20 protein-coding genes and 1 riboswitch are annotated in these 23327 nt (G+C 60.4%); of the genes, 8 read left to right on the forward strand and 12 right to left on the reverse strand.

The window, feature by feature from the left end:
• Positions 1–57: 57 nt before the first annotated feature.
• The 9 genes from TBK1r_RS36435 to galE all read right to left on the reverse strand — a co-directional run bounded on the left by TBK1r_RS36435 (position 58) and on the right by galE (position 9686).
• Positions 58–900, reverse strand: coding sequence for a hypothetical protein (locus TBK1r_RS36435; protein ID WP_145223349.1), 843 nt, complete (start codon positions 898–900; stop codon positions 58–60).
• A 119-nt stretch (positions 901–1019) separates the two neighbouring features.
• Positions 1020–2309, reverse strand: a complete 1290-nt coding sequence (fabF, locus tag TBK1r_RS36440) for a beta-ketoacyl-ACP synthase II (protein ID WP_145221064.1) — start codon at positions 2307–2309, stop codon at positions 1020–1022.
• Positions 2310–2491: 182 nt separating this feature from the next.
• Complete coding sequence (locus tag TBK1r_RS36445; protein WP_095739641.1) at positions 2492–2737, reverse strand: acyl carrier protein; 246 nt, start codon at positions 2735–2737, stop codon at positions 2492–2494.
• A 249-nt stretch (positions 2738–2986) separates the two neighbouring features.
• Positions 2987–3745 carry a 3-oxoacyl-[acyl-carrier-protein] reductase gene (gene fabG / locus TBK1r_RS36450; protein ID WP_145221067.1) on the reverse strand — a complete coding sequence of 253 codons (759 nt, stop codon included), beginning with the start codon at positions 3743–3745 and terminating at the stop codon, positions 2987–2989.
• A gap of 78 nt (positions 3746–3823) precedes the next feature.
• Positions 3824–4744 (reverse strand): ACP S-malonyltransferase, encoded by a 921-nt coding sequence (gene fabD, locus TBK1r_RS36455; RefSeq protein WP_145221070.1) that lies wholly within the window; start codon positions 4742–4744, stop codon positions 3824–3826.
• 119 nt (positions 4745–4863) lie between these two features.
• Positions 4864–5046 carry a 50S ribosomal protein L32 gene (gene rpmF, locus TBK1r_RS36460; protein ID WP_095739644.1) on the reverse strand — a complete coding sequence of 61 codons (183 nt, stop codon included), beginning with the start codon at positions 5044–5046 and terminating at the stop codon, positions 4864–4866.
• Between the two features lie 208 nt (positions 5047–5254).
• Positions 5255–6271, reverse strand: a complete 1017-nt coding sequence (locus tag TBK1r_RS36465) for a class I SAM-dependent methyltransferase (RefSeq protein WP_145221073.1) — start codon at positions 6269–6271, stop codon at positions 5255–5257.
• 119 nt (positions 6272–6390) lie between these two features.
• Entirely contained in the window at positions 6391–8376 is a 1986-nt protein-coding gene (locus TBK1r_RS36470) for a c-type cytochrome domain-containing protein (protein ID WP_145221075.1), read from the reverse strand.
• Positions 8377–8693: 317 nt separating this feature from the next.
• Positions 8694–9686, reverse strand: a complete 993-nt coding sequence (gene galE / locus TBK1r_RS36475; RefSeq protein WP_145221078.1) for a UDP-glucose 4-epimerase GalE — start codon at positions 9684–9686, stop codon at positions 8694–8696.
• Positions 9687–9796: 110 nt separating this feature from the next.
• Between galE and xerD the strand changes: the two genes are divergently transcribed.
• Entirely contained in the window at positions 9797–10750 is a 954-nt protein-coding gene (xerD, locus tag TBK1r_RS36480) for a site-specific tyrosine recombinase XerD (RefSeq protein WP_145221081.1), read from the forward strand.
• Positions 10751–10768: 18 nt separating this feature from the next.
• Here xerD and TBK1r_RS36485 read toward each other — a convergent pair whose 3' ends face one another.
• Entirely contained in the window at positions 10769–11422 is a 654-nt protein-coding gene (locus tag TBK1r_RS36485) for an FHA domain-containing protein (protein WP_372894299.1), read from the reverse strand.
• 98 nt (positions 11423–11520) lie between these two features.
• The gene (locus tag TBK1r_RS36490; RefSeq protein ID WP_419580741.1) at positions 11521–12744 is read right to left on the reverse strand and encodes a class I SAM-dependent rRNA methyltransferase; all 1224 of its coding nucleotides are present in this window, start codon (positions 12742–12744) and stop codon (positions 11521–11523) included.
• A gap of 162 nt (positions 12745–12906) precedes the next feature.
• Between TBK1r_RS36490 and TBK1r_RS36495 the strand changes: the two genes are divergently transcribed.
• Positions 12907–13185 carry a ferredoxin family protein gene (locus TBK1r_RS36495; RefSeq protein ID WP_095739652.1) on the forward strand — a complete coding sequence of 93 codons (279 nt, stop codon included), beginning with the start codon at positions 12907–12909 and terminating at the stop codon, positions 13183–13185.
• A gap of 93 nt (positions 13186–13278) precedes the next feature.
• Here the strand turns inward: TBK1r_RS36495 and TBK1r_RS36500 are convergent, their stop codons facing one another.
• Positions 13279–13884, reverse strand: a complete 606-nt coding sequence (locus TBK1r_RS36500) for an HNH endonuclease (protein WP_145221089.1) — start codon at positions 13882–13884, stop codon at positions 13279–13281.
• Between the two features lie 578 nt (positions 13885–14462).
• Here TBK1r_RS36500 and TBK1r_RS36505 point away from each other — a divergent pair.
• The 6 genes from TBK1r_RS36505 to TBK1r_RS36530 all read left to right on the forward strand — a co-directional run bounded on the left by TBK1r_RS36505 (position 14463) and on the right by TBK1r_RS36530 (position 23272).
• Positions 14463–16283: a hypothetical protein gene (locus TBK1r_RS36505; protein ID WP_145221092.1), complete on the forward strand. Its 1821-nt coding sequence runs from the start codon at positions 14463–14465 to the stop codon at positions 16281–16283.
• Positions 16284–16372: 89 nt separating this feature from the next.
• Positions 16373–17923 (forward strand): glutamate--tRNA ligase, encoded by a 1551-nt coding sequence (gene gltX, locus TBK1r_RS36510; RefSeq protein ID WP_145221095.1) that lies wholly within the window; start codon positions 16373–16375, stop codon positions 17921–17923.
• 206 nt (positions 17924–18129) lie between these two features.
• The gene (locus tag TBK1r_RS36515) at positions 18130–19488 is read left to right on the forward strand and encodes a cytochrome c (RefSeq protein ID WP_145221098.1); all 1359 of its coding nucleotides are present in this window, start codon (positions 18130–18132) and stop codon (positions 19486–19488) included.
• A 180-nt stretch (positions 19489–19668) separates the two neighbouring features.
• Positions 19669–21375 carry a glutamine--tRNA ligase/YqeY domain fusion protein gene (locus TBK1r_RS36520; RefSeq protein ID WP_145221101.1) on the forward strand — a complete coding sequence of 569 codons (1707 nt, stop codon included), beginning with the start codon at positions 19669–19671 and terminating at the stop codon, positions 21373–21375.
• A gap of 22 nt (positions 21376–21397) precedes the next feature.
• Entirely contained in the window at positions 21398–22531 is a 1134-nt protein-coding gene (locus TBK1r_RS36525; protein WP_145221104.1) for an aminotransferase class I/II-fold pyridoxal phosphate-dependent enzyme, read from the forward strand.
• Positions 22532–22704: 173 nt separating this feature from the next.
• Positions 22705–22781, forward strand: a riboswitch (cyclic di-GMP riboswitch).
• A gap of 59 nt (positions 22782–22840) precedes the next feature.
• Complete coding sequence (locus tag TBK1r_RS36530; RefSeq protein ID WP_145221106.1) at positions 22841–23272, forward strand: response regulator; 432 nt, start codon at positions 22841–22843, stop codon at positions 23270–23272.
• The last annotated feature ends 55 nt before the right edge of the window (positions 23273–23327 follow it).

Here is a 23327-nt window from a genome sequence, read left to right on the forward strand (position 1 = left end):
CCGTCCGATTCACCCCGGAGCCATTCTAGTTGACCCGCCATCACCCTGCGCGCATGTTCACTCTGGAAGCTTCAAGCGGTGCTTGTTTTGCTCGTAGAACTTGGTGATATCCAGCGACGCCCGGCGTTCCTCTTCCATCAGCTGGATCCGGGCCTCCAGCCGCTCGATTCGCCGAGCCATCTGGGGAATCAGATCCTGGGTCTCGTCCGCCGGGACGGGCTTGGGAACGGCGGGATAGCCGAGGTGTCGCTGCAAGGCGCTGAACAGGTACAGCGGATCCTTGCGGCGATTGGCCAGCGCGATCCGGCCTTCTTTTTCGCCAAACAGGAATGGGCCCTTGTCGTCGACAGGTTTACCGGCCGCTTTGAGTTTGTTGCGGTAGTCCTCGCTGACCAGGAAGACGAGGTCGGCAAAGTCGATCAGACCGATTTGGGCGCGGAGGCCGAGGATCCACTTGCTCCAACGGTCGTCATAGATCGGATCGCCGCTCATCGCCGTCAATCCGCGATCGTAAGAGAGTCGATTTCGGCATAGGACCTCGAACTGAAAGAAGAACATTCCGGCCGGATTGGCTTTTTCGACACGGTACTCCGCTTCGGCCTGCATGACTTTGAAGGCGGTGTTCATCATGAACCGGCCGGTGTCCGATTCACTCTGGTCGACCAAATAGGTTTGGAACGGGGTGAAGTAATGGGCCAGCTGTCGCATCGCCGGCCCCAGCAATCCGGAGTGTTTGACCTCGGTCAGCAAGTACTCCATCGCCATCGGCAACCGTGTGGTCGCCAAGACTTCGTGACGCAGCTGTTCGAGCAAGTCCTGGATCGGAAACTTACCCCCGGCCTGTTCGTGCAGCAATTCGAACAGGTGGGCCTGTTCGATGTACTCGTCACGATCGAGGATGTTTCCCCGCTCGGGCGGATGGGTCGCGTTTGGCGGTTTGAGAGGTGGCATGGCAATAGCGTACCAGCCGACGCGGTGTTTTAGGGAGCGGCTTGCCGCGGCGGACGACGTTTGCCGCGTCAGCCGTCGAACCGACCAACAACGATGCAGGCGTTGTGGCCACCGAATCCGAAGCTATTGCTCATCGCGACTTTGACGGCGCGTGACTTGGCCTCGTTGGGGGTGTAGTCGAGATCGCAGTCGGGATCGGGCGTTTCCAGATTGATGGTCGGCGGGATGACTTTGGATTCGATGGTTTTACATAGAATCACGGCCTCGACTCCACCGCTGGCACCGAGCGAGTGTCCCAGTGCGGACTTGGTGCTGCTGACGCTGGTCTGATAGGCGGCATCGCCGAAGACGCGTTTGATGGCGGTGGTTTCGGCTTTGTCGCCCAGAGGAGTACTGGTGCCGTGGGCGTTGATGTAGTCCACGTTTGCCGGATCGATCCTGGCATCGGCAAGGGCGGCGGTCATCGCGGCAGCGGCACCGATCCCATCGGCGTCGGGCGCGGTGATATGCCCGGCGTCGCTGGTGGTTCCGTATCCGAGGACTTCGCCGTAGATCTTTGCCCCACGCTTCTTGGCGTGTTCGAGTTCCTCAAAGACCAACACCCCGGCGCCTTCGCCGAGCACGAAACCATCGCGATCGGCATCAAACGGCCGGCTGGCCTTGGTCGGTTCCTCGTTTCGCGTCGAGAGGGCCTTCATGTTTTGGAACGCGGCCAGACCCATCCGGGTCAACGCCGCTTCGCTGCCACCGGTGATGACCAGATCGGTTTCGTTGAGCCGGATACTGCGGAGCGCATCGCCCATCGCGTTGGTCGCACTGGCACAGGCGGTGGCGACGGCATAGTTGGGGCCTTTGAGCCCGTAGGTGATGGAGATATTCCCGCCGGCGGCATTGACCATCATCTTGGGCACGGTGAAGGGACTGACCCGCGAGGGCCCCTTGGTCAGCATGCGTTCGATCTGGTTTTCGATTTCGATCAGCCCGCCGATACCGCTGCCCAGGATGACGCCGCAGCGGGTGCGGTCGACGGATTCAAAATCGATGCCCGAATCCTGAATCGCTTGGTGGCCGGCGTGGACGGCGAACTGGGTGAAGCGATCGAGTCGTTTCGCTTCACGCGGATCGGCCACACCGTCGAGCGTGAAGTTCCAGACTTCACCGGCGAAATGAACTTTGTACTCGGACGTGTCGAGCAACTCGATCTTGCCGACGCCGCTTTCCCCGGCGATCAATCGGTCCCACATTTTGGGGACTTCCAGAGCGAGCGGAGTGACGGCGCCGATGCCTGTGATGACCACACGGCGATCACCTCGAAAAATCTGTGGTTGTGACACGGTGTGTGATGAACCCTGGGTCATCGTGATGCCTTGGCGATGCGTTCAATTGATCAAAGCTGCGAACGTGACGAATCAGAGGTTCGAGAGGTCCGAATGAAAAAAATGCCGCCCACAATGATCGGCAAGCGGCTGCTGGAGCCGGATCACCACAAGACCATGAGGCGGCAATGCGATTGAATAAGGTGGTTCGAACGAGGGACGAATCAGGCGTCTTCGCCTTTGGCATTCTCGATGAAGTCCACCGCCTCGCCGACCTTTTGGATCTTTTCAGCAGCTTCGTCAGGAATGCTAATGTTGAATTCCTCTTCAAGCTCCATCACTAGTTCGACGGTATCCAACGAATCGGCACCCAGGTCGTTGACGAAGGACGTTTCGCGGCTGATCTTGTCTTTCTCGACACCAAGTTGTTCAGCAACGATATCGACCACGCGCTCTTCGACGGTAGCCATAAGCAATCTCCAATGGTTTGATCTGCAAGGGAAGTTATCGAGGGAACGAAACGCCCCTCATCTGTAGGGAGGAACGAGACGGCAGGGTTTGGAGCCCGGAGACGCTTCGTTGATTCGCCGAAAAGATAGGGGAAACAAGCAAAAGGCGTCAATATGCCGGGATTCCCGACTCACCATCTCGCGAAGGTTTTCAGTCGGCTAAGGTGGCCGAAAGTCGCTGCGGCACCCGCTACGGGGCCGATCGACTCGCTATCCGGTGATTCCCCCGTCGACGACGATCGTCTGGCCAGAAATATATCCGGCGGCCGGGGAAGCGAGAAACAGCACCGCGGCAGCGACATCTTCGGGGTTTCCGATGCGTTTGGCGGGAATTGTTTTGATCACTTCGTCCAAAATCCCGGCGGGAATCGCGTCGGTCATGTCGCTGGCGATGAAACCCGGGGCCACCGCATTGACCGTGACACCGCGATTGACCAATTCTTTGCTCATCGTTCGGGTCATGCCGATCATCCCGGCCTTGCTGGCCGAATAGTTGGCTTGGCCCTGGTTGCCGATCAGCCCCGAAATGCTGGCCATGTTGATGATTCGGCCATATTTTTTCTTTCGCATGATCCCCGCAGCGGCCCGGCAGCAGACAAAACAGCTGGTCAGGTTGGTCGCGATCACGCTGTCCCATTCTTCGTCGCTCATCCCACGCATCGTCTTGTCGCGTGTGATGCCGGCGTTGTTGACCAGAATGTCCAGCCGGCCGTGCTCCTTGGCCACGCCTTCGATCGCCGCGGCGGTCGCTGCACGGTCGGTCACGTCACAGGCCAAGGCGATGCCCTTGCCGCCGACGGCTTCGATTTCCGCGACCGTCGCCGCCAGTTTTTCCGCATTGCGGGCCATGCAGGCGACCGTGGCGCCGTTCATCGCCAGCGCTACCGCGACGGCTTTACCCAATCCTTGTGACGCGCCGGTGACAATCGCGACTTGGCCGGACAGATCGGCTTTGAGTGTCAGTTCCATGTTTCTCGTTCGGGGAAAATCTTGGGAGTCGGGAAGACGGGGCAATCGGTCTGACGATTGCATATTCCTGGAAACGCTCTACTGGTCGCCAAATCCATCGGTCGGGATCTTACGCTGAATCCGCTTCAGCGTTCCTCGCAGCACGCGACCGGTGCCGGCTTCGAGAAACCCTTCGATTCCATCGGCGATCATGCGGCGAATACTCGCCTCCCACATCACCGGCTCGGTGACTTGGCGACTGAGCAGGTCGCGGATCTCATCGGCCGATTGATGCGGCGCCGCGTCGACGTTGCTGTAGACGGGAATGCGGGTGTCGCAAAGGGGGATCTCTGCCAGGGCTTGCTGGAGCGACTCGACCGCCGGCGCCATCAGCGAGGTGTGGAACGCGCCGGCAACCGACAACGGCACCACCTTCATCGCTCCGGCCTCGACTGCGGCGGGCTGCAAACGCTCGATGGCCGTCAGGTGGCCGGAAACCGCGATGTTGCCCGGGCACAGCAGGTTCGCCGGACGCAGGACCTCATCGTCTTGCCGTACCTCGTCGCACAGGGCTTGCAGCTTTTCCAGCTCCATCCCGATCACGCTGGCCATCCCGCTTCGGACGGCGTCGGAAGCCGATTGCATCGCCTGGCCGCGGCGTTGGACCAATTTCAATCCGTCGGCAAATTCCAGCCCACCGGCAAAGCAAACTGCGGTGTATTCACCGAGGCTCAGCCCGGCACTGGCGCTGATCCGTTCGACCCGCTCGGGATGCTCCGCTGCCAACACCCGGGCCGCGGCGATGCCGACGGTGAACAAGGCGGGCTGACAAAATTCGGTCGCATCGAGTTTTTCGGACGGGCCGTTCTGGCACAGATCGGTGAGATCGTAGCCGAGAACCTCACCCGCTTCGGCGAACGTCTCGTTGGCGATCGGATAGGTTTCGCACAGCCATCGACCCATGCCGACGCCCTGTGCCCCCTGACCCGGAAACAGAATTCCGGCGGAATTTACGTCCATTGATAACAGCCGCTAAAAAAGAAAACCGCCGAACAACCTCATGCCGGTGCCACAAACGACACCCGGCAACACGGCACGGCGGAAAGCGTCGAAAAGAATCGTCCCATCACGCCGGACGATTACTCGTCAACCGGCTCGACAACGGTACGCCCTTGGTAATAGCCGCATTTCGGGCAAATCGTGTGCGTCGGCACCGAGCTGCTGCACTGCGGGCAATACGCAATTTGGCGTTTCTTGACGCGATCGTGGCTGCGGCGTTTGCCGGTTCGACTGTTGCTGTGTTTTCGCTTGGGGACAGCCATTGCTGCTTGGGGGGGTAAGTATGGTGTTGATTTCGAATCAAATTTGGCTCAGCATCGTAGAAATTCTGAGTCGGTTTCGTCAATCCACGATTAAAAAAAAGGGCGACTCGGGGGCAAAGTAACGCCGATCGCCCGCCTCGACCGACCGCCGACGGACTCGGCAAACCGAGCCACAGCACCAGCTCCCTGCGTTCTCCCTGCACTCTCGCTACGCTTTTTCGGCCACCATCATCCCCAGTCCGGCTTCGCTGGCGGCCAAGTACGTGAATTGTATTCCCCCCAACCCGGCAGCCTGAAACATGGCCTGGCACTCGCGCAAATCGCGGACCCGGCCCTGCGGGGTCGCCAGGTGGATCGACAATCGCCCCAGCGATTCTTTCAACCCGGCCCGCCCCGGTCCGATGTAAAAGTCCGGCACCGCGATCCGACCGCCAGGTTTCAGGGCCGCCGTTGCTTTTTCCAACAGGCCGGCGGCTTGATCGTCCGAATAACCGGACAGCATCTGGGCCAACACGACGAGTTCAAACTGTTGCTCGCCCACGGTGACAGCCAGCGGATCGCTTTGAATGGTTTTGAAGCGATCGCCCAGCCCGATCGACTCGGCCGTGCGTCGCGCCGCCTGCAACGACGCCGGTTCATCGACGGCGACAACACTCGCCTCGGCGTCCCGATGCGCCATCGCGCAACTCCACACGGCCGACCCGCAACCCAAGTCCAAGATCTTCGGGCCGGGCGATGCGTCTGGGCCGCCGATGTCCAGGATTTCGGCCGCCTGCATCGCCGCGGCGGTGTGAATCCACTGGGTCGCGGCGTTGCGAGCGCGGTATTCCGCGGCATCGGCGAACGACGCGGTTTCGGGGTCGCTCAATCGGTCAACGAGACCTTCCCAGCGGCGGTCGCCCAAATCGTCATCGTATTGGCAAAGCAGATGCCCGGCCCTGGCCAGCGCGAAATCTTCCCCGTACTGCTCGACGAACCCGATCGCCACCAAGGCGTCGAGCAACAGTGCGGTGGTCTCGCGCTGCAGCGACAGGGATTCGCAAAGTTCTTCGAGCGTGTGTTGCTTTTCACGCAACCGAGCGGTCAGCCCCGATTGTCGCGCCGCGCGCATCAAATGAGCCGCCGCGTTGGTCTGCATCCAGTTCTGGTATTGCTCGATCGTGCGGTCACCGGCGGCGCGGACGGCGGACTCGCTCGCTTTGACTTGTTCGGGACTCGGGTTCATGACTGAAATGGATCGCGGGGTAAGCTGAAAGCTTGCAAGCTTAGCCGATGGCACGCTGAACGCTTACCCCACGGGTCGAGCGGAAAAGGGGTCAGGCACCCCTAACTCTAGCCGGAGCACTAGCGCCTGAACTGGAGCAGCTGGTCGATGTAGATGGTGGGCGTGACGCCGAACCCGCCGACGAAGGCATCGTTGAACGATTTGCCGTCATCGAGCGATCGGAACGTGGCATCGAGCATTTTGCGGCGGCTGCGGTCTAACATCGACATCGCCAAGGCGGTCCCGAACGAGTCCGCTTGCTCGGGCGTGAGCTTGTTGTCCAAGAAGGCCTTGGCATCTTTGACCGCCGATGCAGCTTCACCAGCCAACACCCGCAATTTTTCTTTCTCGCTGCGGCTCTTGGCGTTCTGTTGCATCGCGGTGGCCGAACCGATCCCTTCGGCGAACCAGCGTGGGACATCGCTGCCGCGGCTGGCCACCGCCAGGCTCACGATCGGCGATAGAAGTCGAGATTCAATGGCCTCTTCGTCCTCGGTTTCCGACGCCACGGTAGCGGCGTAGGCGTCGATCCCGTCGTACTGCCAGTGGGCCGACCAATCGCTCGGTACGCTGCGTTGCTCGACCATTTTGGCAAACTCGCTGTAGTCATAGCGGCGTGGCAAAACAAAGATCGTCGCGCGGCCGTGGAAGTAATCTTCGGCGGCCGTCGCTGACGCCGGTCGCGCGACCGACTTGGCGATTTTGAGATGTTTTTCTGCCGCCCGGCCGACCACTTCCAAGGTCTGCTGCGAACCGGAACCGACGACGCGGAAGTGGTCGGTTTGGTATTCGGTCAGCGCGGTCGATGAGTTGGCCAATTTATAATTTCGATCGGCCAATTCGGCTCGCTTGGCGGACATCTCGGCACTCGAGGCGCGTGAGGCCCAGGCGAGTTTGCTGATCACTTTGATCGGCTGCGATTGGTTCGCATCGAGGGTCGCGCCTTCGTCGATCCATTTGGAAATCAACGCGATCGAATCGTCGCTCAGCGGTGGCCGCCCACCGGCCGGCATCCGTTCGCCGTCGGTCGCGGTCCCGCGCAGTTTCTTGACCAACAGACTCGCTTCGCCACGCCCCGGCGTGATGACCGCCCCGCTGTCACCGCCGCGCATCATTTGCACAAACGTGTCCATTCTCAATCCGCCGCGGACCTGCATGGCGTCGATGTGGCAACCGCCACAATGCTCGACCAGCAGCGGCGCGATATCGAAGGAAAAGCTAACCGTTTCGTTGCCTGTCGCTTGCGTGATCACCGGCGGCTTGGTTTCCATCGCCGGGGCGGGCGTGTTGCCGGCGGCGAGCATTTGATTCGGATCGTTGCCATCAAATTTGGCGCCTTGGGTGATCCATGTTTTCAACGTATCCAGTTCGGCCGCGCTGACCTTGGCGCCGCCGCGCGGCATGTCGCCCGTTTCGATCGTTTCGATCAGCCGGCTGCCGATGACGTCACCGGCGAACACGACGACGCCTTCGGGTGGCCCTTTCATCAACGCGGTGTAGCTGGACGTGCTAAATCCACCGCGGCGTTCGCTGATGTGACAACGACCACATTTGCTGCTCAAGATCGGCGCCACGTCTTTGGTGAAGCTGACCAGGGTGCCCGATGGCGGAGTGCCGGGCGTGTTGGGATCGGGTGAATTCGGATCGGGCGGATCGGACGACGCCATCGGAGTCGACGCCGTCCCGGTCGGACGCGGCGGACGTCGAAACGGCGGCAGCGAGATCCCTTCCAACTCCAGCATCGCGTGAGCCCGCGAGATCTTGTCGATGTGCACGACAATGGCGTCGTACAGCTCGGGGCTCCCCAGGTCGACCGCGCGTTCGACCTGCTCGAGCGCCTTGCGAATCTCGTTGCCCGACGAATCGTACTTGCCTTCGAAGTAAGCCTTCCCGGCCCGGTTGATCGTCGCACCGATCGTCGACACGATCGCTTTTTGACGTCGATCCAGTTCGACCGCATGGGCTGTTCCCCCACCGATCACCCCGCCGGCAACCAGATCGACCATGAACGTGGCGAGGAGCAGGACGCAACGCGTCGCGAGGGGGATGATTCGTTTCATCTTCATTAAGTCGTCGGCGGGGCGTCAGTCGCGTTCTTGCGACCGTTGCGGGACCAGAAAGGTAGTTCGTTGTCGGCTTTGAATGTTTGGGTTGCGTCTGTCGAGCGGAAACGGGGTCAGGTACGAATGACACGGGCCTTAGTGTTGGTGTGCAGGCTTTAGCCGCCCACGGTCGCTGCGACGCAGCGACCGGGAATCGCCTCAAGGCTAGACACCAACGGTTGCTGAATCTCTTGTTGCTTCGAGTTGACGAAGCAATCGGCGTGTCTGTGGACCGCGCCTCCCTTGGCGAACGAAATTTGCGGTCGCGAGAGCCCAAAATTCTAGTGCAAAGCGTCGGAATAGCCGTTCGGGTGGCTTTGGTGCCACTTCCAGGCGGTTTCCACGATGCTTTTGACATCGTTGTACTGGGTTTTCCAACCCAGCAACTCCGCCGCCAGACTCGCATCGGCAACCAGTTCCGGCGGGTCGCCGGCGCGGCGGGCTCCCATCACTTCGGGGATCGGATGGCCGGTGACCTCGCGGCAGGCCTGAATGATTTCGCGGACGCTGGTGCCCCGGCCCGTCCCCAGGTTGACGCAGATGCCTTTGCCGGGCTGCAGTTTTTCCAGCGCGACCAGGTGAGCCGCACCGAGATCGTCGACGTGAATGTAATCGCGGACGCAGGTGCCATCGGGTGTCGGGTAGTCGTCGCCGAACACGGTGATCGCGTCGCGTTGGCCGAGCGCCACTTGCAAGACGATCGGGATCAGATGCGATTCCGGGGTGTGGTCTTCGCCGATCGACCCGTCCGGCCGCGCACCGGCGGCGTTGAAGTAGCGGAGTGCCGCGTAGCCGAACCCGTACGCCGCGGCGTAATCGGCGAGCGCTTGTTCGAAGACCAGCTTGGTAAACCCGTAGGGGTTGATGGGCTGTTGAAGCGTCGTTTCAGCAATCGGAATCGTGTCGGGTTCGCCGTAGGTCGCCGTCGTGCTGCTGAAGACGATTTTCTTGACGTCGGCTTCGCGCATCGCGTCAAGCAATTCGATCGCCGCGACGACGTTGTTGCGATAGTACAGGGCGGGATCATTGACCGATTCATTGACCAACGCAAAGGCAGCAAAGTGCATCACGGCGTCGATCTGTTTGTCTTTCAACACGCCGGTCAATTTTGCCCGGTCGGCCAATTCGCCTTCGACCAGCATGCCGTCCGGCACCGCCTGACGGTGCCCCCGCGAGAGATTGTCGTAGACGGTGACCCGGTGGCCAGCGTCGGTGAGCAATCGAACGGCGTGCGAACCGATGTAACCGGCACCACCGACAACCAAAACATTCATGAAATCCACTTCAGGCATTAAGGGCAACGGATGTGGCGACGTGGTGTGCCGACCAAGAGATTACGGAAACCATACATCAATCTTCCCCCGATATCGGATGAAATCAATCGGTGGCCAAACGACGAACCAAGTTGCAATTGATGCAGGAGTCGGGGCCGCCCGAAAAACCGTCGCACTCGGCCGATACCATCCGCGAGGAGTTTTTGAACTATCTGCGCGGTGAGTGCCACCTGGCCGACAACACGATCGAAGCCTACGGGCGGGATCTGAACCGTTTCATCGGCTGGGTGGGAAAGAAACGCCTGGACTCGATTCGCGTCGGTGACCTGACGCAGTTCATGGGCACCCTGTCCGAATCCGGCCTCGCGCCGGCTTCGGTGTCACGCGCGGTCGTCGCCATTCGCACGTTCTTCAAGTACCTGCAGCTGGAAGGGACAGTCAGCGAAAACCCGGCGGAACTGCTGGCGGCCCAAAAGATGTGGCAGCGGATGCCGGGCGTGCTGTCGCAGCGGCAGGTCGATTTGTTTCTCCGCGCCCCGCGCCGGTCCGACGCCTTCTGGCTCCGCGACATCGCGATGCTGGAAGTCTTGTACGCGACCGGATGCCGTGCCAGCGAAGTCTGCTCGCTGCGGGTCCGCGATCTTTCCTTGGACCAAAAACATCTCAAGTGCACCGGCAAAGGCGGCAAGCAACGCATGGTCCCGATCGGCGGCCAAGCGATCGCGGCGATCGAACGCTATTGCGAAGAACTGCGTGGCGAACTGGCCGCGAAACCACCGCACCCGCCGGACGAACTGTTTCTATCACGCAGCGGACGGGCGCTCGATCGCATCCAACTCTGGCGTCTGGTCAAGCACTACGCCAAACGAGTCGGCATCGATTCGGCCATTAGTCCCCACTCGCTGCGCCACAGTTTTGCCACGCACTTGTTGGCCGGCGGTGCGGACCTGAGACAAGTGCAAGAGATGCTCGGCCACGCCAGTATCCAGACGACGCAAATCTACACCCACGTCGAGCACTCGCGACTGAAACGGGTGCATCAGCAGTACCATCCGCGGGCTTGAATCAGGGGCGTCCCGCAATCATTCGCCATTCCAATCGGGGTCGGCGATCTTGCGATGCATTTCACCCAGACGTGCTTGAACACCCAACAGTCGTTGCCAGGAACTCAGCTTCAAGGTGACCGATTGGCTGGACTCGTCGATCTTGGCCGTCTCCACCAATTTGCAGAGACGGTGCTGCAGGAAATCCAAAATCTCGCACAGTTGTGCTTTTTGCCCCGGGCTCAAGTTGTCGGGGATCGAGGGGATTTCTCGGACCGACGCGATGTCCATTTGGAAGGGCGATTTCTCCTGACTCAACTCGAGTGCAACGGAACTCTCCGACGAAGACATCTCCCGCGACATGGTGGGGTTTTCGCTGCCCAGTGCCGCCAAACGCGCCGCAATCTCTTCTTCGGATCCGACCAGCATCAGGCTTCGACCGACCGAGATCAGGTCACCGCTGCGAAGGATTTTGAGCGGATATTCCACTCCGTTGACCTTCGTCCCGTTGGTGCTGTCCAAATCTGTCAGGACCAATCGGTCGTTGTCACGCTGGATCTTGAAGTGGCAACGGCTGACACGCTCGTCGTTGAGTTGGATGTCATTGACTTCTTCTCGTCCCACCGTGAACGGTGGGATGAGATCGCCGAAGACTTTGCCGCGATCGGCGCCGTGAAGAACTTTCAACGTCACACCCGACATGGGCAGACCCCGAGATGAAGAGGATCGAGAAAGAGGATTGTCGTGATGCATCAATATATCTGGTTGTTTGACGTGCGTCTGCCAGAATTCTAGACCACCTGGGCGATCACGCATTTTAAATAGTCACTTTCCGGGCAACCGACGGCCAGCGGGTGATCCGGAGCCGGCCCTCGATTTTCCAAAACGATGATGTCGCGACGCTGTCGACGCCCCACATCGACCAGCATGTTGAGAAACTCGCTGCGTGAAACACGACCGCTGCAGCTGCACGTGACCAGGATCCCACCGGGGGGAAGCAAGTCAACGGCCAAACTGTTCAACCGCCGGTAGGCCCGCAAGGCTTGGTCGACCTGGTGACGCGAGCCGGCAAAACGCGGGGGATCCAGAACCACGGCGTCGAAGGTTTGCCCCTCGTCGCCGAGCCGTTTGAGGGCGTCAAAGCAATCTTCCTGCAAGAACGACATCCGATCGGAGACCCCATTTCGTTGTGCCGACTCGGTGGCCGCCGCAATCGCCGACGCACTCGAGTCGATGCCCACCACGTTTTCCGCACCCTGTCGCGCCGCCACCAATCCGAACCCGCCGGTGTAGCAGCACACATCTAAGACGCGTTTTCCACGCAAATAGCCCGCCGCCGCTTCGTGATTGAGCCGCTGATCCAGGTAGCCGCCGGTTTTTTGGCCGCCGACCAGGTCGACCGTCAAATCGAGTCCGTTCTGGCGGTACTTGACCGGCTCATTGAGTTCCACCCCCGCGATCGCCAGCGTACCCGGCTCGGGATCCAGCCCTTCATACTTGGCAGTTTTTTCATCCACGCGGACCACGATCTGGCGGCACTGCGTCACCTGCTGCAGGTGATCGAGAATCGGCTGACGCCATTTCATCAATGCCCCGGCGGTAAATTGGACGCCGAGACAATCGGCGTATCGGTCCACGATCAGACCGCTGATCAGATCCGATTCGCTGAAAATCAGCCGTTCGGCTTCGTCGGCTTCCGCTTTCCGCGATAGCCGACGCCGACCGATCGCCGCGTCAATCCGCTCGATCCAAAGTGCATCGTTGATCGGCGTGGCGCTCTCATATGTGTACAAACGCACCCGCAAGCGGCTGTGGGGATTGACCAATCCGCGGCCCAGAAAATTTCCGTCCATGTCCACTAACTCGACGATGTCCCCACGCTCCAGGTTGCCGCCGTCACTGAACCGGTTGCCGTCGCTGATCAACGCGTGGGCATGCACCCAGGGGTGTCGGGAGAGAAAAGGAAACTGTCGTCCCGGTTTGACACGGAGCTGTTGGGGGGTGGGTTGGGACACGGCAGGCCAGGGTGCGAGTCGAAGGTATTGGTCAGAATCTTTGAAGAATGACCGATCGCTGCCTCGTTGCACAGGTTGGGGTGCAGCCAATCGCTTCTCCGGCCGATATATTGGGCGAAGAGCTGATTCTTGAGTGGTTCCCGTTACGAAAGGTTTTTGAACATGACTCATATCGTCGCCGAACCCTGCGTGGGTTGCAAATACACCGATTGTGTCGTCGTTTGCCCCGTGGAATGCTTCTACGAGGGCGAGCAAATGGTTTACATCCACCCCGAAGAGTGCATCGATTGCGAAGCCTGCGTACCCGAATGTCCGGTCGAGGCGATCTTCCACGAAGACAATCTGCCCGAGGAGTGGAAGAGCTACATCGAATTGAACGCTCAAAAGTCTGAAGAGTGCGAGGTCATCACCGAAAAGAAAGAGCCTCTGGCAGACGATTGATCGCGATTGGGACGATCCATGTTTGGCCCCCAGCCAAACAAAGAGCCTCGTCGGTGATTCACCGACGAGGCTTTTTTTGATGCGGCAGCGATTTCAACCGGCGGCCGGCAAAAACGTCTTCCAGCAATCGTAACGCGGGTCATTGACCGAATGCGTGACGAGCGGATTGAACCGTGGCTTGGCCGGCTTGGTTCGCAGCTTCATGCCCGCTTGCTTGGGCGTTCGGCCGCCCTTGCGACTGTTGCACCGCAAACAACACGCCACGATGTTTTCCCACGTCGTCGGTCCTCCCTGGCTCCGCGGCACGACGTGATCCAAGCTCAACTTGTGTGTCGGATAGTCCTTGCCGCAGTACTGGCAGGTGTGTTCGTCGCGGGCAAACAGGTTCTTGCGATTGAAACGCACCGTCTGCATCGGCATCCGATCGAAACGAGTCAATCGAGCGATCCGCGGAACTTGCATTTCAAACCCGACCGCTTGAATGAAGTCATCGCCGGGCTGCTTCTCGATCGCGTTGAGCTGACTCATCTCGCACCAGCTGTCAAAGTCATAACTGATGAACTGGCCCGCCTCGTGGCTGATCACCTCGGCACATTGGCGATACAACAGCGTCAACGTTCGACGTACATCGACCACCCGAATGGCCATGTAAAATCGGTTCAAGATCAAAACGTGACTGTCCAGCAAACTCTGACTCATCGCTGCGAAATCCTTGCACTTGTTGCAGGCCTAGCGGCCGGCCGGGGTGACACGATCGGGATGATGTTGCGTGTTGCAATCCGCACTGTCTTCTGATGAACCACATCAGCATTCACATTCTAGTCAACCCGACAGCGCGGATGGGCCCCCAATTGAGCCTCAAACGCCCTCTGAAACGTCGACTTTTGCGAAACCTTCATCTCCGCCGGCGGCTTTCGACCCTCAAACGCCCGATCCGCCTGGCAGCGAGACACTTGGTGCCCCCGTCCGGGTTCGCGGTCTGGGTTCGCAGTCGGGGTTCACAGTCGGGCAGTTTTGAAGTCGGTGACCGCAAGGGATTTTGGGCACTCCCCCCCCTGAGCATCGTTGTCGACACATCTGAGCATCGTTGTCGACACATCTTTGATGCGTTCCCGGGGGCCGGGCGTGGGAACCCGATTGACCCGGTCCGGCGGTTTTTCGTAGGAACTCAGAGCGACGATTTCCCCGTTCCCGCTGGAAGCAGCCAACGCCGTTGCTAGCGTTACAGGCTCCAGCATTACTGCCGCCTTCGATCGACTCGACCGCCCCCGTCCTTCATGTCCCAACTTCGCCGCACCACGGATCGCCGGCGGCGCGTGCTGTACCATTCGCACGTGTCCCCCCACACCCCTTCCACCCCGGCGACGCGTCGCGCGGCGGCGGAACTGCGTGCCGCACGGCAGCCGGCCCAACCCTTCGGGTCGCGCGTCCATCAACATCTCCGCGGACGTTGGTTTTCGTTGGTACCGGTCTCGCGCATGGCGATGGGGGTGACCGCAGTGATCGTGTTGGCGATCTCGATCGCGCTGACGGTGCTCCATCACGCGGCGTTCACTTGGCCCACACTTGCCTATCGCGCCGATCTCGCCCGCCCCCTGCTAATCCATCGGCCGGACAGCTTTGCCGCTTGGTGGACGACGATGCTGCTGCTGCTTTCGGCCGGTGCCACCCGTTTGATCTACGTGCTTCGCCGACACCGCCGCGACGACTATCGCGGCCACTATCAATTGTGGCAATTGACGCTGGTGGTGTTGCTGTTGGCCAGTGTGCATGCGACCGTCGATCTGGTCGGTTGGCTGGGCGCGTCGCTGGATCTTCTGGTCGGCGATCGCGCGGTGCTATCCGGGGCGAATTGGTTGCGGATCGTGCTGGACGTCGGCGGCATCATCCTTGCCATGCGACTGATCGCCGAAGTCTATCTTTGCCGCCCGGCGTTGATTGCCATGATCGTCTCGGCCGTGCTGATCGGTTTTTCAGAACTGGCCCATTGGCAGATCGTGGTCGTCGATGGGGCCGCCAAGGCGACACTGGTGACTGCCGCGCCGATGCTGACATGGTCCTGCTTTCTGGTCGCCGCGACGCTTTATTTGCGGTCCATGTACCGCCAGATCCGCAACATCCCCGCGGCCCCGTCGCTCCGCGAACGCCTCGCCCAATGGGTCGCCGAGCATCGCAACCGTGATGAGGAAGACTTCCCGTCGGAGTTCTTTGAGCCGCAAGACACACCACGTCCCGCGGTCGCCAGCGTCGCACCCCGGCGTTCCCCCGCGGTTGCCCCGGCGGCGAAAACCGACGTCGTTGCTAAGAACGTTGATGACCATACAGACGTCGAAACCGATCTCGATGAAAACGATTCGGCGCGGCCGGACAAGCCGGGTTGGTTCGCCCGCTTGAGACGCCGCGGCGGGAAAAAACCATCCGATACCGATTCCAACGACGCCACGCCCGACGACTCGTCCCAGGCCGATGCGGCCGACAACGATGCCGTCGATGACGACGGCCCTGATCAACCCAAACCCAAACGCCGTTGGTTCGGCCTTCGCGCGGCGCGTTCGACCGAGCCAACCGACGATGCGGAGGAAGCGGCAGCCGAATCCGAAAACGATTCCGACGACCAAGCGGACAGCGAACGCCCGGCGAAAAAGAAAGGCTGGTTCTCTCTGCGGCTGAAACCCCAACCGTTGGCGGACTCCGCGGACCAGGACGGCGACTCGACCGAGCCGGTGGCTGACGCTGACGCGGAGACCGAGACGCAGGAGAAAAAGAAAGGATGGTTCGGCGGGCTGCTACGACGCAAGAACGTCGACGCCGAGGAGTCGGATGACTCGGAGACCGAAGCGACAAACGGCAGCTCCAAGCCCCAGTCATCCGGTCGCGCGCCCGCTCGCGGTGCCGGTTCCCCGTCACGCGGCTCGGGCCCGCTCAGCTCCGCCGCTCGACAGCAACGCAGCTCGCAGACCGCGGAACCGTCGCGCGGTAATCAAACGCAAGCCCTCGACGACGACATCGATCCCGATGACATCGACTGGGAATCGATGAGCAAAGCGGAACGGCGACGGATGCGAAAGCACCTCAAACGCACCGGCCGAGCGGCTTAGGATCGGGCACCGCGGCGCCGCCCTTCGTTTCAACCGCGGGCGCTGATATCGTGTCGCTATTCCCGTCCTCCCGTTCCCATTCAAATCCCATGATTCGAACCCGTTTTGCGCCCAGTCCGACCGGTTACTTGCACATCGGCGGTGTCCGTACGGCCCTCTTCAATTGGCTGTTGGCCAAACAATCCGGCGGGCAGTTTATCCTGCGGATCGATGACACCGACGCGGGACGCAACGTGACCGAGGCCCTGCAGCCGATCCTGGAGGGTTTCAAGTGGCTCGGCATCGACTGGGATGAAGGCCCCGAGGTGGGCGGCCCCAATGGTCCCTATTATCAATCCCAACGCATCGATCTTCACAAAACCGCCGTTGCCCAATTGCTCGCCAGCGGACACGCCTATCGCGACTATGCGTTGCCCGAGGAATTGAAGGCCGAGCGCGATGCCGCGGAAAAACGCGGCGAACGCTTTTTCTACGATCGGCGTTGGATGGCGGCCGACGATGAAGCAGCCAAGGCCTATGAAGCGGAAGGTCGCCAAGCAACCATTCGCTTGAAGATGCCGCGTGAAGGCGACTGCGTGATCGAGGACCTGGTCCGCGGGACGGTGACCGTGGCTTGGGAGACCGAACAAGACCATGTGATCGCCCGGACCGATGGCAGCCCGCTGTACCACCTGGCCAGCGTCATCGACGACCATGCCTTCGGGATCACACACGTCGTCCGCGCCGAAGAACACCTGCCCAACACGCCGCGGCAAATTTTCATCCTCGAATCGCTCGGCTACCCGCGTCCGCAATACGCCCACCTGCCGTACGTCGCCGAACCGGGCGGGACAGCCAAACTGAGTAAACGCAAGCTGAAGAAGTATCTCAAAAACAAAGACTTTGCGAACTTGCTCGAGCACGGCAACCGGATCGCCCAACGCTGCAACCTGGAAACCGATGACGAGACCTTCAACCCCGTGATCGTCGACTTCTACCGCGACATCGGTTTTACCGCCGACGCGTTGTTGAACTATCTGTTGTTGCTGGGTTGGTCGCTGGACGGTGAACGGGAAAAATTCTCCGTCGACGAGATGATCGAATTGTTCTCGTTGGCCCGCGTCACCAAATCACCGGCCTCGTTTGACCCGCAAAAGTTGATGGCGTTTCAAGCCGACCACTTCGCCTCGCTCTCGGCCGAGGCTCGATTGCAGGCGGCGGCTCCGTTCGCGATCGCCGCGGGACTGGTTGAATCGAGCGACGACCCGAAACTCGCCGCGGTCGTCGCCGCCGCCGGGGATCGGCTGAAGGTCGCCGGAGACATCATCGACTTCGACTATTGTTTCGTCGATGCGATCGAGTATGACCCCAAAGCCTTCGCCAAACGGATCACCAAGCCGGCAGACGCCTGCAACCTGTTGGCGGGTTTTCGTGAGGTGGTATTGGCGGCCGAGTCGTTCGATGCCGCGGAGGCGGAATCCCTGCTCAAAGGCTACTGTGAAACCGCCGATATCCAGATCGGACAGATCATTCACGCCGTCCGAGTCGCCGTGACGGGAACCGCCGTCGGGTTTGGCGTGTTTGATACACTGGCCATTCTCGGTAAAGAGAACGTGGCCGAGCGGATCGAAAACGCGTGCAAAAAAGCCGCAGAAGCTTGATTCGGTTCCCGAAATGGCGCAGGTTACAGGATGCCGGTCGACCACCGAGCAACCGGATCCCGATCAAACCTGCACCACTCCGTCGAGCCACCGAGGATGGATCGCTGGCCTGTAGACTCGCGTGAAACGGCTGATTTCCTCGCAGAATCAGACGGTTCGCCGCGAGCGCCCGGGCCTGTCCCGCGTACGTTCCCCGTCGAAATCCCATGAAAAACTACATCCTTTCCGCCCTGCTCCTGCTTCCGATCGCCTTCGCCGGATGCAGCCGACAACCGACCGAATACCCGGCGGAGTTCGAGCCGAATCTGGTCCATGCGATGAAGTACCAGATCAAAGAAGGCATTCCGATGGAGCAGGCGCTCGAGGACGCCAACTGGATCATCGACGGCATGTTCGGCACCCCGGACGAACCGACCCTGCCCGAGACTTTGCAGGACGACGAGTTCGCCGACTTGATCTCGCTGGACCGAATCAAGAAAGCAGCCGGACCGAACGCCAAAGGCAGCGGGCTGTATCGCAAACACTGTGTCACCTGCCACGGCGTCACCGGCAACGGACGCGGGGAAAGTTCGGCCCTTTATGATCCCTATCCGCGAGATTACCGGCACGGGATTTTTAAATTCAAATCCACCAAGCGGGGGTCCAAACCGGTCCGCGAAGACCTCGCCCGCGCGATCCGTGATGGGATCGCAGGCACGGCGATGAAGAAAATCCCTGGGCTGAGCGAAGCGGACATCCAAGCGCTCGTCGACTACGTGATCTATCTGTCGATCCGCGGGGAACTGGAGCGGACGCTGATCGACGACGCGATCTTTGAATTGGACCTGGAAGGTGGTGACCGGATCATCGATCGCCAGCTCGGAGAAACCCTGGCCGCCGGCGGTCGCGAGCAAATCGAAAAACAAATCGAAGCGTGGGAAAAGGCCGGAGAACCCGAGGACGCTCCAGCGGCGGAGCTCGCCGAGCGATTGGAGAATTTTGACGAGTCGATGGAAATTGCGGTCGAGATGCTCGAGGACATCGCATTTGATTGGCTGGACGCCGAAGAAGACGTGGTCGAAGTCCCCGAGCCGCCGGCCGACATCCCCGTCGCCGATAATTACGCCGAGTTCGTCGAACTCTCCAAGGGCGACCAAGCCGAAGCGCTGGCCGCGTCGATCAAACGGGGCCAAGAAATTTTCACCGGAAAAGTCGCTTCGTGTAGCAAATGTCACGGCGAAAAAGGCTACGGCGACGGCCAGAACAAAGACTACGACGACTGGACCAAAGACTGGACGACCCGGGCCGGGCTGAAACCCGAAGACACCGAGTCGCTGATCCCCTTGATGGCCCGGGGAGCGATGCCACCGAAGAACGCATTGCCGCGTAATTTCTCCGAAGGCGTGTTTCGCGGCGGAGAAGCCGCCGAAGACCTGTATCGTCGGATCCTGCAAGGCATCGAAGGCACCCCGATGCCGGCGTCCACCTTTGTCCCCGGCGAGTACGAAAAAGACGACATCTGGCATTTGATCAACTTCATCCGCTCGGTCAAAAAGCCTGAACCGGAGATCACCGAGGCGATTTAACGCCCTGCGGAGATCAACCGGACCGGGCGTCCCACCCGTCCAGACCGTCGCATCCTGCCGTTGCGTTTTCGGCAGATTTGTTGTTTGATCCTGGCAGTGGACGTGCGCACGAACCCGAACCGGTCGTGGCACGTCGTCTTCCCGTAGAACTGCTTTATCATCCAACGCAAAGCCGACGCCATGACCGACAGCTCCAGCGAGACCAGTGCCGATTCGTCACGCCCGACCAAACACTTTATCGAGCAGGCGATCGACGCGGATCTGGCCGCCGGCAAGGCGAACGGCGTGGTCACCCGGTTCCCTCCCGAACCGAACGGCTACCTGCACATCGGCCACGCCAAAAGCATCTGCCTGAACTTCGGGCTGGCCAACACCTACGGCGGAACCTGCAACCTTCGCTTCGACGACACCAACCCGTCCAAGGAAGAAACCGAGTACGTCGAATCGATCATGGACGACGTCCGTTGGCTGGGCTTCCAATGGGACTCCTTGCACTACGCCAGCGACTACTTCGGACAACTCTATGAATGGGCCGAAAAGCTGATTCAAGAGGGACTCGCCTACGTCTGTGACTTAAATGCCGAGCAGACGCGAGAATACCGGGGCACGCTGACCGAACCGGGAAAGAACAGCCCCTACCGTGACCGCAGCGCCACAGAAAACCTGGAACTGTTTCGCAAGATGAAAGCAGGCGAGTTCCCCGACGGAAGCCGGACGCTGCGGGCGAAAATCGATATGGCGTCGCCGAATCTAAATCTGCGTGATCCGGTGATGTATCGCATCATGCGCGCCCACCACCATCGCACCGGCGACGACTGGTGCATCTACCCGATGTACGACTGGGCACACGGACAAAGCGATTCGATCGAAGGGATCACGTTCTCGATCTGCACGCTGGAATTTGAAAACCATCGACCGCTTTACAACTGGTATTGCCAATCACTGGGCATCCATCACCCGCGACAAATTGAATTCGCCCGGTTGAACATGACGTACACCGTGATGAGCAAACGCAAGCTGTTGCAACTGGTCAAGGAAAACCACGTCAACGGTTGGGACGATCCCCGCATGCCGACGATCAGTGGCCTGCGCCGCCGCGGCTACACGCCCGAGTCGATCCGCAACTTTGCGGCCGATATCGGCGTGGCGAAATTCAACAGCACGATCGATGTGGTGCGTCTGGAGAACGCCGTTCGAGAACATCTCAATCGTGTCGCGTCGCGACGCATGGTCGTGTTCGATCCGATCAAATTGACGATCACCAATTGGCCCGAAGGAAAGGTCGAAATGGTCGACGCGATCAACAACCCCGAGGACGAGGCTGCCGGAACAAGGTCGGTTCCGTTCAGCGGGACGCTTTACATCGGTGCGGATGATTTCCGTGAAGAGGCACCGCGCAAGTTCTTCCGACTCAAGAAAGGCGGCGCGGTCCGACTGCGAAGCGGCTACATCATCGACTGCCACGATGTCGTCAAAGATGACGACGGGAACGTGATCGAGGTCCTGTGCACCTACGATCCGGAAACGAAATCAGGCCAAGACAGCTCCGGACGCAAGGTCAAGGGCACGATTCATTGGGTCAGTGCCGATCACGCGATCCCCATCGAAGTCCGCAACTATGACCGCCTGTTCGCGGTCGAAAACCCCGACCAAACCGCCGAAGGACAAACGTTCTTGGACCACTTGAATCCGGACTCGCTGTCGGTGACCGAAGCGTTTGCCGAACCGGAAATCAAAACCGCCGAGGCGGGGGACCGGTTTCAATTCGAACGACTGGGATACTACGTCGTCGATCCAGACTCCACGGACAAACAACGGGTCTTCAACCGAATCGTCCCGCTCCGTGACAGTTGGGGTAACATGGTGGCCAAAGGAAAGACGAATTGAATCGCCGATAGCGTAGGCCGTGATGTGGGATGACTTTGATCAAGCGTTAGCCGAACTCCGTCGCCGCGGAAGGATGCGTCAGTTGCATCCGCGGCGGCTGGACGGTGTCCACTTGGTCGACGAAGCGGGCCGGCGATTGATCAACTTCGGCTCCAATGACTATCTGGGTTTGGCCTCGTTTGCGGCGTCCAACTCGATGCACGTTGATTCGGTCGGTGCCCAGGCCAGCGGGCTGGTCTGTGGCTGGACCGATCGGCATCAGTTGCTTGCTGAAGCGATCGCCCGTTTCGAACAGACCGAGTCGGCGGTCGTCTTCCCGACCGGATTCGCCGCCTGTTCGGGCACGGTGTCGGCGGTTTGCAGACAGGGCGACTTGATCCTTAGCGACGAATTGAACCATGCGTCGCTGATCGACGGTTGCCGGTTGTCCAAAGCCTTACGACACGTTTACCCCCACCGGGACGTCGACGCGGTCGCCCGGTTGCTGGCCGAGCACCGCAGTGCGTATCGCCGCGTTTGGATCGTGACCGACTCGGTGTTCAGCATGGATGGACACGTCGCGCCACTCGGCGAACTGTGCGAGTTGGCCGCCGGGTACGACGCGACCCTGATCGTTGACGAAGCGCACGGGACCGGCATTTTGGGCGACCAAGTTTCGGGGGCGTGCGAAGCCTGGGGAGTGAAAGATCGCGTTCCGATTCGAATCGGAACACTCAGCAAAGCGCTCGGCGGCCAGGGCGGGTTCGTCGCCTGCCCCCGCGTCGTTGCGGACTATCTGGTCAACCACTGTCGTCCGTTGATCTACAGCACCGCGTTGTCGTTGCCTGCGGTCGAGTCGGCGCTGGCGGCGTTGGCGCATCCCGAGGAGATGCGTCGCCGCCGTGATCGGGTGTGTGCGCTGGCCCGAAACGTTCGCGCGCAGCTGGGGCTTGATTGCCCGGCGATCGAATCCGGGATACCGATCGTTCCGATTCCGATCGGAACGGACGCCGATGCCGTTGCGGCGTCGCAGCGGTTGTATGAACTGGGGATGTTTGTGCCGGCGATTCGACCGCCGACGGTCCCCGAAGGCCAGGCACGACTGCGTCTATCGCTCTCAGCCGACCACAGCGACGAAATGGTGCGTCGTCTGATCGAGGGTTTGCCGTCTTTCTGATTGACGGACACTTTTCACAGTTTTGCTTGACTCTGTCGCGGAGTGACCAACCCTTCACCAGAACACTCCAGTGCTTTCGCTGTCGTCAACGGCGATCTCTCGGAGCGTTCTTCCCGCGGTAGGTCCATCTCGCCATGGAGCTATCGAGAGAGGCGTGCGGCCGGAAATCGGCGCTCGCGAACAGGCAAGCCGGCCGTGAGGCCGTGCACGCAAAGTGACGGATCTCGATAGAGATGGCCGCATTACCGAACGAACCAACCCCACGCCTTTGCCTGCGACCGACCGTTGCCGGCATGCCGGAGTCAATTGATGACTGCAACGAAACCGACCGCCGGTATCGCCGCCCGCCGCGGCGCCTCTTCCACCCAGTCGGATCAAACGATCTTGGTCGCCGACGATAGTCGCACCGTCTTGCGACTGCTCGATCGAACCCTTCGCGACGCCGGCTACAACGTCGCCTTGACCGAAGACGGCCGCCAAGCGGTGGAAGTGGCGACGGAAACCAAACCCGACTTGATCATCCTGGACATCAACATGCCGGTGCTGGACGGCTATGGCGTCTGCCACGAGTTGCTCGCCGATGAAACCTGGGACCGCTCGACGCCCGTGATCTTTCTGACCAGCGCCGATGCTCCCCACCTGGAAACACTCGGCAGTCAACTGGGCGCGTTCCTGTCCAAACCGACCGAGCCCGACTTGCTGCTCGAAACCGTCCAAACGCTGCTGCGGCGCACCGTCTGACAGCGATCCGGTGATCCGATCTGACTCAACTTGTCTCCTTGTTCCCGTGCGTTCG

This window comes from Stieleria magnilauensis (assembly GCA_007753675.1).
Taxonomy (GTDB): domain Bacteria; phylum Planctomycetota; class Planctomycetia; order Pirellulales; family Pirellulaceae; genus Stieleria; species Stieleria magnilauensis.